10 protein-coding genes are annotated in these 12,942 nt (G+C 61.5%); 8 read left to right on the forward strand and 2 right to left on the reverse strand.

The window, feature by feature from the left end; genetic code table 11:
* Together rapA and rluA are read left to right on the forward strand one after the other, a co-directional pair.
* Positions 1-2,257 (forward strand): RNA polymerase-associated protein RapA (gene rapA, locus ADK28_RS15215; RefSeq protein ID WP_048796016.1); only part of this gene is annotated, 2,257 nt, incomplete at its 5' end.
* A 57-nt stretch (positions 2,258-2,314) separates the two neighbouring features.
* The gene (gene rluA / locus ADK28_RS15220) at positions 2,315-2,965 is read left to right on the forward strand and encodes a bifunctional tRNA pseudouridine(32) synthase/23S rRNA pseudouridine(746) synthase RluA (RefSeq protein WP_016929114.1); all 651 of its coding nucleotides are present in this window, start codon (positions 2,315-2,317) and stop codon (positions 2,963-2,965) included.
* Positions 2,966-3,108: 143 nt separating this feature from the next.
* On the opposite strand, the gene djlA is transcribed toward rluA, so the two are convergent.
* A complete protein-coding gene (gene djlA / locus ADK28_RS15225; RefSeq protein WP_033641240.1) occupies positions 3,109-3,930 on the reverse strand; it encodes a co-chaperone DjlA in 822 nt (273 codons plus the stop codon).
* Between the two features lie 228 nt (positions 3,931-4,158).
* Here djlA and lptD point away from each other — a divergent pair, with 228 nt between their 5' ends.
* The 6 genes from lptD to apaH all read left to right on the forward strand — a co-directional run bounded on the left by lptD (position 4,159) and on the right by apaH (position 10,929).
* Positions 4,159-6,528 (forward strand): LPS assembly protein LptD, encoded by a 2,370-nt coding sequence (gene lptD / locus ADK28_RS15230; protein ID WP_048796017.1) that lies wholly within the window; start codon positions 4,159-4,161, stop codon positions 6,526-6,528.
* A 65-nt stretch (positions 6,529-6,593) separates the two neighbouring features.
* Positions 6,594-7,895, forward strand: a complete 1,302-nt coding sequence (gene surA, locus ADK28_RS15235; protein WP_033641238.1) for a peptidylprolyl isomerase SurA — start codon at positions 6,594-6,596, stop codon at positions 7,893-7,895.
* The gene (gene pdxA / locus ADK28_RS15240) at positions 7,882-8,874 is read left to right on the forward strand and encodes a 4-hydroxythreonine-4-phosphate dehydrogenase PdxA (protein ID WP_015376625.1); all 993 of its coding nucleotides are present in this window, start codon (positions 7,882-7,884) and stop codon (positions 8,872-8,874) included. The genes surA and pdxA overlap by 14 nt, the downstream gene beginning before the upstream one ends.
* Entirely contained in the window at positions 8,867-9,685 is an 819-nt protein-coding gene (gene rsmA, locus ADK28_RS15245; protein WP_016929118.1) for a 16S rRNA (adenine(1518)-N(6)/adenine(1519)-N(6))-dimethyltransferase RsmA, read from the forward strand. Before pdxA ends, rsmA begins: the two co-directional genes overlap by 8 nt.
* 12 nt (positions 9,686-9,697) lie before the next feature.
* Positions 9,698-10,075 (forward strand): Co2+/Mg2+ efflux protein ApaG, encoded by a 378-nt coding sequence (gene apaG / locus ADK28_RS15250; RefSeq protein WP_016929119.1) that lies wholly within the window; start codon positions 9,698-9,700, stop codon positions 10,073-10,075.
* Between the two features lie 2 nt (positions 10,076-10,077).
* Complete coding sequence (gene apaH / locus ADK28_RS15255; protein WP_033641237.1) at positions 10,078-10,929, forward strand: bis(5'-nucleosyl)-tetraphosphatase (symmetrical) ApaH; 852 nt, start codon at positions 10,078-10,080, stop codon at positions 10,927-10,929.
* Positions 10,930-10,975: 46 nt separating this feature from the next.
* Here apaH and ADK28_RS15260 read toward each other — a convergent pair whose 3' ends face one another.
* Positions 10,976-12,865 carry a PhoX family protein gene (locus ADK28_RS15260; protein ID WP_048796018.1) on the reverse strand — a complete coding sequence of 630 codons (1,890 nt, stop codon included), beginning with the start codon at positions 12,863-12,865 and terminating at the stop codon, positions 10,976-10,978.
* Positions 12,866-12,942 lie beyond the last annotated feature (77 nt).

The following is a 12,942-nucleotide window of genomic DNA, read 5'->3' on the forward strand; positions in this document are numbered from 1 at the left end:
AGAGATGATGCGCCGCTTCAACCTCTATTTCTCGCTGTTCGACGACAGCCGCTACGCCGAAGCCAAGCTCGACAGCAGCAACCCGTTCGAGACCGAACAGCTGGTGATCTGCTCGCTGGACTTCGTGCGCCGCAACAAGCAGCGCCTGGAAGAGCTGGCGGACGCCCAGTGGGATCTGCTGGTGGTCGATGAAGCGCACCACCTGGCCTGGAGCGAAGAAGCGCCGAGCCGCGAATATCAGGTGATCGAACAGTTGGCCGAGCATATCCCCGGCGTACTGCTGCTGACCGCCACCCCGGAACAGTTGGGCCAACAGAGCCACTTTGCGCGCCTGCGCCTGCTCGATCCGAACCGTTTCCACGACTACGGCGAGTTCGTCGCCGAGCAGCAGAAATACCGTCCGGTGGCCGACGCCGTCACCCTGCTGCTGAGCGGTGAACGCCTGGCTGACGACAAGCTTAACCTGCTGGGCGAGCTGATCGACGAACAGGACATCGAACCGCTGCTCAAGGCCGCCAACAGCGAAGGCGACAACGCCGAGCAGGCGCGTCAGGAGCTGGTGGCCATGCTGATGGATCGCCACGGCACCAGCCGCGTGCTGTTCCGCAACACCCGTAACGGCGTGAAGGGCTTCCCGCACCGCAACCTGCACCAGATCAAGCTGCCGTTGCCAACCCAATATCAGACCGCGATCAAAGTGTCCGGCATCATGGGCGCCAAGAAATCCGTCGAAGCGCGCGCGCGCGACATGCTGTACCCGGAGCAGATCTATCAGGAATTCGAGGGCGAAAACGCCACCTGGTGGAACTTCGACCCGCGCGTCGAGTGGCTGCTGGATTACCTGCTGGCCAACCGCAACGAAAAGGTGCTGGTGATCTGCGCCAAGGCCGATACTGCGCTGCAGCTGGAGCAGGTGCTGCGCGAGCGTGAAGCGATCCGCGCCGCGGTGTTCCACGAAGGGCTGTCGATCATCGAGCGCGACCGCGCCGCCGCCTACTTCGCCTCCGAAGAGGAAGGCGCGCAGGTGCTGCTGTGTTCCGAAATCGGTTCCGAAGGCCGCAACTTCCAGTTCGCCAGCCAGCTGGTGATGTTCGATTTGCCGTTCAACCCGGATCTGCTGGAGCAGCGTATCGGCCGTCTGGACCGTATCGGCCAGATGCACGATATCCAGATCATGGTGCCTTACCTGGAGCACACCGCACAGGCGGTGCTGGGCCGCTGGTTCCACGAGGGGCTGGATGCCTTCGAACACACCTGCCCAACCGGCCGCACCATCTACGACAGCTGCTACGAGCAGTTGATCGGCTATCTGGCCGCGCCGACTGAACAAGAAGGCTTCGACGAATTCATCCACGCCTGCCGCCAGCAGCATGACCAGTTGAAAGCGCAGCTGGAACAGGGCCGCGACCGCCTGCTGGAGATGCACTCCAACGGCGGCGACAAAGCCCAAGCGCTGGCCGCCGCCATCGCCGAGCAGGATAACGACGTCAACCTGGTGGGCTTCGCGCTCAACCTGTTCGACATCGTCGGCATCAATCAGGAAGACCGCAGCGACAACCTGATCGTGCTGACGCCGTCCGACCATATGCTGGTGCCGGACTTCCCGGGCCTGCCGCAGGACGGCTGCACCGTCACCTTCGATCGCGATCGGGCGCTGTCACGTGAAGACGCGCAGTTCGTCAGTTGGGAACACCCGATCATCCGCAACGGCCTGGATCTGATCCTGTCCGGCGATACCGGCAGCTGCGCGGTGTCCCTGTTGAAAAACAAAGCGTTGCCGGTCGGCACCCTGCTGGTTGAGCTGGTGTACGTGGTGGAAGCCCAGGCGCCGAAACACCTGCAGCTGACCCGCTTCCTGCCGCCGACGCCGATCCGCATGCTGATGGATCGCAAGGGCACCAACCTGGCGGCGCAGGTCGAGTTCGAAAGCTTCAACCGCCAGTTGAACGCGGTCAACCGCCACACCTCCAGCAAGCTGGTCAACGCCGTGCAGCAAGACGTGCACGCCATGCTGCAGCAGGCGGAAAACCTGGTGGAAGCGCAGGCGCGCACGCTGATCGAACAGGCGAAGCAAGAAGCGGACGACAAGCTGAGCGCCGAGCTGGCGCGTCTGGAAGCGCTGAAGGCGGTCAACCCGAACATCCGCGACGACGAAGTCGAAGCGCTGGAGTTCAACCGCCGTCAGGTGCTGGCCAACCTCAATGAAGCCGGCTGGCGCCTGGACGCCATTCGTCTGGTGGTGGTCACCCACCAGTAACCGGCGCGACATGGGGAGGCCACCGTCTCCCCGTTCGGCCCTTTTCGCGGAGCCAAGATGGAACCCTACAATCCCCCGCAGGACCCGCTGCACATCCTGTATCAGGATGAACACATCATGGTGGTCAACAAGCCCAGCGGCTTGCTGTCGGTGCCCGGCCGCGCGCCGGAGAATAAAGACAGCCTGATGACCCGCATTCAGGCCGATCATCCGGCCGCCGAATCGGTGCACCGGCTGGACATGGCCACCAGCGGGGTGATCGTGGTGGCGCTCAACAAGGCCGCCGAACGTGAGCTGAAGCGTCAATTCCGCGAACGCGAGCCGAAGAAATCCTATATCGCCCGCGTTTGGGGGCATATGGAACATGACGAAGGACTGGTGGATTTGCCGCTGATCTGCGATTGGCCGAACCGGCCGCTGCAAAAGGTGTGTTTTGACACCGGCAAAGCGGCGCAAACGGAATATCAGGTGCTGTCGCGCGACGCCGACGGCAGCACGCGCGTGAAGCTGACGCCGATCACCGGCCGCTCGCATCAGCTGCGGGTGCACATGCTGGCGCTGGGGCATCCGATCCTCGGCGACGGTTTCTACGCCCCGCCGGAGGCTAAGGCGATGGCGCCACGGCTACAGCTGCATGCGCAAGAGCTGCGCATCACCCACCCCGCCTTCCAGACGCCGATGCACTTTCGCGCCGAGCCGGATTTCTGAGCCCACCGCTCAGGGATACCCTAAATAATTCGAGTTGCAGGAAGGCGGCAACCAAGCGCAGCCCCGGGAGCGTACAAAAAGTACGTGACCGGGGTAAGCGCGGGCAGCCAATACACCTGCGGCTCGAAGTATGACAGGTATCGTTATTTGAAGCCTTTCTCGCGTTTGATCAGGTCGTACGCCGCCTGGATCTCCTGCGCTTTCTGCTTGGCCATTTCCATCATCTGCGGCGGCAAGCCCTTCGCCACCAGCTTATCCGGATGGTGTTCGCTCATCAGCTTGCGGTAGGCGCGTTTGATGGTGGCGGCATCGTCGCTGCTGCTCACGCCGAGCACCTTGCAGGCATCGTCGAGCGTCGGGCCGCGCTGAGCCTGCTGATAGCCGCCCTGCGAATACCCGCCCTGCTGACCGCCGCCGAACTGACGCCCGCCCTCCATCATGCTGAGGAACTGATCGAACTGCGCGCGCGAAATGCCCAGCTCTTCGGCGATGACATACAGCACCTGACGTTCGTTCGGGTGCAGCGAGCCGTCGGCGAACGCCGCCTGGATCTGAATTTCCAGAAACATCCGAATCAAATCGAAGCGACCGAAACAGATGCTGCGGAACTGCTGCAGCGTCTCACGCAGCGGGAACTGGCTCTGTTTGCCCTCGCGGAACGCCTGCTGCGCCGCGGTGCGCGCTTCGCCGTGCAGCTGCAGGCGATCCATGAACAGGCTGGCGATCTGGATATCCGCCTCGGTAACGCGTCCCTTGGATTTGGTCAGGTGGCCCATCACCTGAAAAGTGGTGCGGAAAAACAGCGTTTGCCGCGTTTGCTGGTCGGTGAAAAACCCCCGGCTGCGCTTGTTGCTGCGCGCCGTATCGATCATATGACCGATAATCAGCCCCAGAACTACACCCCAGAATCCCGCGCCAGACCAGATGGCGACGATGACGCCGAGCAGTTTTCCCCAATACTGCATATACTCCTCAATTATCATGCCGAAAGCCGCCCGCTCTCCTTCGCTTCAGGAAAGGGCGCAGGCGATTTTTCCTAGAATTTGGATTATCATACCTGTCATTTATCTTTGCGCCTAACGACGACGCAAGTAAACGGCTGGATTTAGCACTAGCGCAACGCAGATGAGTAATATAGTCTCTGACCGTTTGCCGGACACGACGCCTCTGATGACGGAACACCAAAACCGCGTATGAAAAAAAGTTTCCCAACACTGCTGGCCACGATGATTTGGACGGCACTCTACAGTCAGCATGCGCTGGCTGATCTGGCCGAGCAATGCATGCTTGGCGTTCCCGTTTACGACAAGCCTTTGGTCAGCGGCGATCCGAACAGCCAGCCGGTGACCATCAATGCCGATGACTCGCGCGCCGACTACCCGAAAAGCGCCCTGTTCACCGGCAACGTGCATATCGAGCAGGGCAACAGCACCCTGACCGCCAAAGAAGTCGAGCTGAACCAGACGGAAAACCCTGGCCAGACGGAACCGGTGCGCACCGTCACCGCCACCGGCGACGTGCACTACAGCGACAATCAGATCAAACTGAAAGGCCCGAAGGCCTGGTCGAACCTGAATACCAAAGATACCGACGTCTATGAAGGCGACTACCAGATGGTCGGCCGTCAGGGGCGCGGCGACGCCGACAAGATGAAAATGCGCGGCGCCAACCGTTACACCATCCTGGAAAACGGCACCTTTACCTCCTGTCTGCCGGGCGACGACAGCTGGAGCGTGGTCGGCTCCGAAGTGATCCACGATCGCGAAGAGCAGGTGGCGGAAGTGTGGAACGCCCGCTTCCGCATCGGCGGCGTGCCGGTGTTCTACAGCCCGTACCTGCAGCTGCCGGTCGGCGACAAGCGCCGCTCCGGCTTCCTGATCCCGAACGCCAAGTACGGCAGCAACAACGGCTTCGAGTTCATGTTGCCGTACTACTGGAACATCGCGCCGAACTACGACGCCACCATCACGCCGCACTATATGTCCAAGCGCGGCCTGCAGTGGCAGACCGAGTTCCGTTATCTGGTGCAGCCGGGCCTCGGCCTGATGGAGTTCGACTGGCTGCCGGACGACAAGGAATACGGCAAAGACAATGACGACAGCAAACGCTGGCTGTTCTACTGGAACCACAACGGCGTCATGGATCAGGTGTGGCGCTTCAACGTCGATTACACCAAGGTCAGCGATTACAAATACTTCACCGATCTGGACTCTAAGTACGGTTCCACCACCGACGGCTACGCCACGCAGAAATTCAGCCTCGGCTACGCCAACGAGAACTGGAACGCCACGCTGAGCTCCAAGCAGTTCCAGATCTTCGACAATACCGATCGTACTTGGTCGCAGACCTACAAGGTACAGCCGCAGCTGGATCTGAACTACTACAAGAACGACCTCGGCCCGTTCGACTTCCATATCTACGGTCAGGCGGCCAAGTTCACCAGCGTCAACCCGTACAGCCCGGACGCCACCCGTCTGCACATGGAACCGACGCTGAGCCTGCCGCTGACCAACGGTTGGGCCAGCCTGAACACCGAAGCCAAGGTGATGGCGACCCACTACCAGCAGGATATTCCTGACGGTTTCGCCGCCAACTATGCTATGCGTAATCAAGTAAGCGCAGCTGACGCACCGAACCTCGACAACTCGGTCAACCGCGTACTGCCGCAGTTCAAGGTTGACGGCAAGCTGGTGTTCGAACGGCCGATGATCTGGGCCGAAGGCGCCACCCAGACGCTGGAGCCGCGCGTGCAGTACCTGTACGTGCCGTACCGCGACCAGAGCAACATCTACACCTACGACACCACGCTGCTGCAGACCGACTACTCCGGCCTGTTCCGCGACCGCACCTACAGCGGCCTGGATCGCATCGCTTCGCAGAACCGCGTGTCTACCGGTGTGACCACCCGTATTTATGATGACGCGCTGGTTGAACGTTTTAACGCTTCCGTGGGTCAAATCTACTACTTCAGCCGTTCCCGTACCGGTGACCGGATGACCGGTTACGACAACAACGACGACACCGGCAGCGTGGCCTGGGCCGGCGATACCTATTGGAAAATCGACGATCGTTGGGGCCTGCGCGGCGGCCTGCAGTACGACACCCGCCTGAACAGCGTCTCGCTGGGCAACGGCGTGGTGGAATACCGCCAGGACAGCGAGCGCGTGGTGCAGTTGAACTACCGTTACGCCACGCCGGAATATATCCAGACGGCGCTGAACACCCGGCAGGTTCCGGCCTTCCAGGACGGCATCTCGCAGGTGGGCATCACCGGTAGCTGGCCGATCGCCGATCGTTGGGCGGTGGTCGGGGCGTATTATTACGACACCCGCGCCAAACAATCCGCCGATCAGCTGGTGGGGCTGAAGTACAACACCTGCTGCTGGGCGGTGACGCTGGGCTATGAGCGCAAGATCACCGACTGGAACACCAGCAACAATACCAGCGTTTACGACAACAGAGTTTCGTTCAACGTCGAACTGCGCGGCCTGAGCAGCGATCATAGTCTCGGCTCCGCAGAAATGCTGCGCTCCGGCATTCTGCCGTATCAGCGCGCATTCTGACGCTTTGCAACACTTTGAAAACGAGAACTTTCACCCGCATTTGCGGATTACATAATGGGAAATGTATGAAGAACTGGAGAACGCTTATTCTCGGATTGGTGGTTTGCGCCAATGCCGCGTTCGCAGCACCCCAAGAAGTGGATAAAGTCGCCGCCGTCGTGGATAACGGCGTGGTACTCGAAAGCGACGTCAACGGTCTGTTGCAGTCAGTCAAGCTCAACGCCCAGCAGGCCGGCCAGCAACTGCCGGACGACAAGACGCTGCGTCATCAGATCATCGAACGCCTGATCATGGATAACATCCAGCTGCAGATGGCCAAGAAAATGGGCATCACCGTGTCCGATGCCGATCTGGACAAGGCGATCGCCAACATCGCCGCGCAGAACCGCATGAGCGTCGATCAGCTGCGCAGCCGCCTGTCGTACGAAGGGCTGAACTACAACACCTACCGCTCGCAGATCCGCAAAGAGATGCTGATCTCCGAAGTGCGTAACAACGAAGTGCGCCGCCGCGTCACCATCCTGCCGCAGGAAGTGGACGCGCTGGCCAAACAGGTGGGCGCGCAGAACGGCAGCGACACCGAAATGAACATCAGCCACATCCTGATCCCGCTGCCGGAAAACCCGTCGCAGCAGCAGGTCGATAAAGCCGAAGAGCTGGCCAAACGCCTGGTGGGTGAGATCAACAGCGGCGCCGACTTCGGCAAACTGGCGATCACCTACTCCGCCGATTCTCAGGCGCTGAAAGGCGGCAACATGGGCTGGGGCAAGCTGCAAGAGATCCCGACCCTGTTCGCTGAACGTCTGGTGAGCGCCAAGAAAGGCGACGTCGTCGGCCCAATCCGTTCCGGCGTCGGCTTCCACATCCTGAAAGTGAACGACATCCGCGGCGCGAGCCAGTCGGTGTCGGTCACCGAAGTGCACGCCCGTCACATCCTGCTGAAGCCTTCGGTGGTGCTGACTGACGATCAGGCGCGCGCCAAGCTGCAATCCGTGGCGGAAGCGATCAAGAGCGGCCGCGCCAAATTCGCCGACGAAGCCAAACAGCTGTCGCAGGATCCGGGTTCCGCCATGCAGGGCGGCGATCTGGGCTGGGCCTCCCCGGACATCTACGATCCGGCCTTCCGCGATGCGTTGCTGAAGCTGAGCAAAGGTGAAATCAGCGCGCCGGTCCACTCTTCCTTCGGTTGGCACCTGATTCAGCTGCTGGATACCCGTCAGGTGGATAAAACCGACGCCGCGCAGAAAGATCGCGCTTACCGCATGCTGTTCAACCGTAAGTTCGCCGAAGAGGCGCAGACCTGGATGCAGGAACAGCGCGCCCAGGCTTACGTGAAGATCCTCGATGGCAGCGATGCGCAGCAATAAACGCGTTGTCATTACCCCCGGCGAACCCGCCGGGGTGGGGCCGGATTTGGTAGCCGCCCTGGCGCAACAGGATTGGCCTGTTGAGCTGGTGGTGTGCGCCGATCCGGCCCTGCTGCTTGAACGCGCCAAGCGTTTGGGCCTGCCGCTGACGCTGCGTGACTACCAACCGCAGCAACCGGCCGAGGCGCAACGCGCCGGCACGCTGACCGTGCTGCCGGTGTCGCTCGCTCAGCCGGTCACCGCCGGTGAACTGAACGTAGGCAACAGCGCCTACGTGGTGGAAACCCTGGCGCGCGCCTGCGACGGTTGCCTGAACGGCGAGTTTGCCGCCCTGATCACCGGCCCGGTGAACAAAGGCGTGATCAACGACGCCGGCGTGCCGTTTATCGGCCATACCGAATTCTTTGCCGATCGCAGCCGCTGCGATCGCGTGGTGATGATGCTCGCGACCGAAGAGCTGCGCGTGGCGCTGGCGACCACCCACCTGCCGCTGCTGGCGGTGCCGGGCGCCATCACGCAGCAGAGCCTGTTCGAAGTCATTCGCATTCTCGATCACGATCTGAAAACCAAATTTGGCATCGCCCAGCCGCACATTTACGTCTGCGGTCTGAATCCCCACGCCGGGGAAGGCGGCCATATGGGGCGCGAAGAGATAGACACCATCATCCCGGCGCTCGACGCGCTGCGCGCTGACGGTATCCATCTGATCGGCCCGCTGCCGGCGGACACCCTGTTCCAGCCCAAATATCTGCAAGATGCCGATGCGGTGCTGGCGATGTATCACGATCAGGGGCTGCCGGTGCTAAAATACCAAGGGTTCGGCCGCGCGGTGAATATCACCCTCGGTTTGCCTTTCATACGCACCTCGGTCGACCACGGTACCGCTCTGGAACTGGCCGGCACCGGCACCGCCGATGTCGGCAGTTTCCAAACGGCCCTGAATCTCGCCATTAAAATGATAATTAATTGTAATGAATAACAGAGTCCACCAAGGGCACTTTGCCCGCAAACGCTTTGGACAAAACTTTTTAACCGATCAGTTTGTCATCGATAGCATTGTCTCCGCCATTCACCCGCAGCCGGGCGAAGCGGTGGTTGAAATCGGCCCCGGCCTCGGCGCCTTGACCGAGCCGGTCGGCGCACGCATGGACCGCATGACGGTGATCGAACTGGACCGCGATCTGGCCACCCGGTTGGAGAACCACCCGCGGTTGAAAGACAAGCTGACCATCCACCAGCAGGACGCCATGACGGTGAATTTCGCCGAACTGGCCGAGGAAGCTGGCCAACCGCTGCGCGTATTTGGTAACCTGCCGTACAATATTTCGACGCCGCTGATGTTCCACCTTTTCAGCTATACTCAGGCAATCCGCGACATGCACTTTATGTTGCAAAAAGAGGTGGTCAACCGTCTGGTGGCCGGCCCAAACAGCAAGGCCTACGGGCGTTTGACCGTGATGGCGCAGTACTACTGCAACGTCATTCCGGTGCTGGAAGTGCCGCCGACCGCGTTCGCGCCGCCGCCGAAGGTCGATTCCGCCGTGGTGCGTCTGGTGCCGCACAGCGTGCTGCCGAACCCGGTGGGCGACGTGCGCATGCTGAGCCGCATCACCACGCAGGCGTTCAACCAACGGCGGAAAACCATCCGCAACAGCCTGGGCGACCTGTTCACGCCGGAACAGCTGATGGAACTGGGCGTCGATCCTTCGCTCAGAGCAGAAAATATTTCTGTGGCGCAGTACTGCAAGCTGGCCAACTGGCTGTCAGCCAATCCGGCGCCGCAGCAATAAGGAGTTGTTGTCATGATTGATTCGCCCCGCGTGTGTATTCAGGTTCAGAGCATCTATGTGGAATCACAGTCGATCCCTGAAGAAGAGCGTTACGTCTTCGCCTATACCATCACCATCCGCAATCTGGGGCGGACCGACGTGCAACTGCTGGGCCGTTACTGGCTGATCACCAACAGCAACGGCCGCCAAACCGAAGTCCAGGGCGAAGGCGTGATCGGCGAACAGCCCGTCATTCCGCCCGGCGGAGAGTTTCAGTACACCAGCGGCGCCATTCTGGAAACGCCGCTGGGCACCATGGAAGGCCATTACGAAATGGTTGACCATCAGGGTCAGCCGTTCCGCACCGCTATTCCCGTGTTTCGCTTAGCCATTCCAACGCTGATCCATTAATTATGTCGACATACCTTATCGGCGACGTTCACGGCTGTTTCGATGAACTGAAGTCGCTGCTGGCTCAGGCTGCGTTCGATCCCGAGCGCGATCAACTGTGGCTGACCGGCGATCTGGTGGCGCGCGGCCCCGCCTCGCTGGACGTGCTGCGCTACGTGCGCTCGCTCGGTCCGGCGGTGCGCATGGTGCTGGGCAACCACGATCTGCACCTGCTGGCGGTTTACGCCGGCATCAGCCGCAACAAACCCAAAGATCGCATCACCCCGCTGCTGGAGGCGCCTGACGCCGACGAGCTGATCAACTGGCTGCGCCGCCAACCGGTGCTGCAGGTGGACGATGAGCAAAAGCTGGTGATGGCGCACGCCGGCATCACTCCGCAGTGGGATATCGACACCGCGAAAATGTGCGCGCGCGAAGTGGAAGCGGTATTGAGCAGCGACAGCTACCCGCTGTTCCTCGACGCCATGTACGGCGACATGCCGAACAACTGGGCGCCGGAGCTGAGCGGCCTGGCGCGCCTGCGTTTCAGCACCAATGCGCTAACGCGCATGCGCTACTGCTTCCCCAACGGCCAGCTCGACATGATCTGCAAAGATGCGCCGGGCAGCGCGCCGGCGCCGCTGAAGCCGTGGTTCGAACTGCCGCGCCTGGTCGACCCCGAATACACCATCATCTTCGGCCACTGGGCCTCGCTCGAAGGCAAGGGCACGCCGGAAGGCGTGATCGGGCTGGATACCGGCTGCTGCTGGGGCGGCGACTTGACGATGCTGCGCTGGGAAGACCGCCGTTACTTCACGCAGCCCGCCAATCGGGGCGAGGCGCCTGGTCACGCCGGCAGATTAGCCGCATCCTGAAACGATAAAGGCGGCCCGGCGGCCGCCTTTGTTCGGTATTGCCGTCTTACGCCCCAATCACTCCGCCATCTTCACGCGTGATCATCAACACCGATGAACGCGGGCGCGGGCTGTTGTTCGGGAAGTGCGAATCGCCCTCTTCTCCCGGATGTTGTACGTTGACGAAAATCGTCTTGTAGTCCGGGGTGAAAGTGATGCCGGTCAATTCGCAGGACTTCGGCCCCACCATGAAACGGCGGATCTCGCCGCTGACCGGATCGCCCACCAGCATCTGGTTGTTGCCCTGCCCGACGTAATCGCCCTTGTTGCTGTACTTGCCGTCGGTGAGGATCCACAGACGGCCGGCGCGATCAAAGCCCAACCCGTCCGGGCTGTTGAAGGTGTTCTCCGCCGTGATATTCGGCGTGCCGCGGTTGACGCCTTCGGGGTGGGCGATCGGGTTGCCGCACAGCGCATAGATGTCCCAGGCGAAGACATCGGCGGTGGCGTCGCCGCCTTCGTCCCAGCGAATGATCTGGCCATAGATATTGTTCGGTCGCGGGTTGGCGGCGTTCAGCGGCATCCCTTCCTCACCGCGCTTGCTGTTGTTGGTCAGCGTACAGTATGCGCGGCCGTCATGCGGGTTCACCGCGATCCACTCCGGGCGATCCATTTTGGTGGCGCCGACCTGCTGCGCCGCCTTGCGGGCGAAGATCAGCACTTCGGCCTCGTCGCGGAAACCGTTCTCCGGCGTCAGGCCATTCTTGCCAAACTCAAGCGCAATCCAGCGCCCTTTGCCCTTCAGCGGCGTGCCGGCCTCATCGCCGTCGAACTGCGCCACGTACAGCGTTCCCTCGTCCAGCAGCGTGCGATTGTTGGCCGGATTGGCGGCGTCGACCACGCCTTTGGAAACGTACTTATAGATATGTTCGCCGCGCTCGTCGTCGCCCATGTACACCACCAGACGGCCGTCTTTGGCCACGGTCACCGCCGCGTTTTCATGCTTGAAGCGGCCGAGCGCGGTGTGCTTGATGGGCGTCGAGCTCGGATTCAGCGGATCGATCTCGACGATCCAGCCGTGACGGTTGAATTCGTTAGGGTTCTTCGCCACATCGAAGCGCTCGTCATAGTCCGGCCAGTTGCGCTCCGGTTCGCTGACCTTCAGCGTGTAGCGCTTTTGTTCCGGCGTGGTTCGATAATCGGCCTGACGGGTGCCGAAATAGGTGTCGAAGTTTTCCTCGCAGGTCAGATAGGTCCCCCACGGCGTCTTGCCGTTGGCGCAGTTGCCGAAGGTGCCCAGCACCTTGCGGCCGCTCGGATCGGCGGCGGTCTGCAGCAGCGGGTGCCCGGCGGCCGGGCCGCTGAACTGCATTTCGCTGTTGGCGGTGATGCGGCGGTTATAGCGCGATGGGCGTTCCACCTCCCAGCGCTGGCCGTCGCCGACACGCTTGACCGCCACAATGGAGACGCCGTGCGCCGCCTGTGACTTGCGCACCTCTTCCAGGCTGGTGGCTTTGGCGCCGCCGTGGGCGAACAGATACTGCTCGTTGACGTATTCGTTATTGATGGCCATCACGCCGTGATTGTCATCGATAGGGAAGAAGCTCATGCCGTCATTGTTATCGCCAAACTGTTTTTCCTGATCGGCGGCGCTGTTGTTGCCCTGCGGATCGAAGGCCGGCGCGCCGTCCACCAGCGGCTCACCCCAGGAGATCAGCACCTCCGCGCGGTAGCCCGGCGCGATGGTCACCTCGTCGGCGGTAGATGCGGCGATGCCCTGAAAGCCCAACAGCGTGTTCGGCGGCAGATCCTCGGCCAACGCCTCGGCGGAAACCGACCAGATGCCGCCGCCGAGAAAGCCGGCCAGGCCGACGGCGCCGGCGCTGCCGAGCAGCAGCTTGCGGCGAGTGGGATCGATCAGGCGGTCGGCGTCTAATTGCTCAATTTGCTTGGTCATAACGTGGTTACCTTTTTAGTTATGGCGCCGCGGTCAAGATTCACCAGAGTTGCCGTGGCGCTCGGAGTTGGGCTTCA

This window comes from Serratia sp. 506_PEND, assembly GCF_001076875.1.
Lineage (GTDB): Bacteria > Pseudomonadota > Gammaproteobacteria > Enterobacterales > Enterobacteriaceae > Serratia > Serratia marcescens.

Excerpts from the sequence above, each read along its gene's own strand:
- rluA (WP_016929114.1), top strand. The coding sequence starts at position 2,315 with ATGGAACCCTACAATCCCCCGCAGGACCCGCTGCACATCCTGTATCAG.
- djlA (WP_033641240.1), bottom strand. The coding sequence starts at position 3,930 with ATGCAGTATTGGGGAAAACTGCTCGGCGTCATCGTCGCCATCTGGTCT.
- lptD (WP_048796017.1), top strand. The coding sequence starts at position 4,159 with ATGAAAAAAAGTTTCCCAACACTGCTGGCCACGATGATTTGGACGGCA.
- surA (WP_033641238.1), top strand. The coding sequence starts at position 6,594 with ATGAAGAACTGGAGAACGCTTATTCTCGGATTGGTGGTTTGCGCCAAT.
- pdxA (WP_015376625.1), top strand. The coding sequence starts at position 7,882 with ATGCGCAGCAATAAACGCGTTGTCATTACCCCCGGCGAACCCGCCGGG.
- rsmA (WP_016929118.1), top strand. The coding sequence starts at position 8,867 with ATGAATAACAGAGTCCACCAAGGGCACTTTGCCCGCAAACGCTTTGGA.
- apaG (WP_016929119.1), top strand. The coding sequence starts at position 9,698 with ATGATTGATTCGCCCCGCGTGTGTATTCAGGTTCAGAGCATCTATGTG.
- apaH (WP_033641237.1), top strand. The coding sequence starts at position 10,078 with ATGTCGACATACCTTATCGGCGACGTTCACGGCTGTTTCGATGAACTG.
- ADK28_RS15260 (WP_048796018.1), bottom strand. The coding sequence starts at position 12,865 with ATGACCAAGCAAATTGAGCAATTAGACGCCGACCGCCTGATCGATCCC.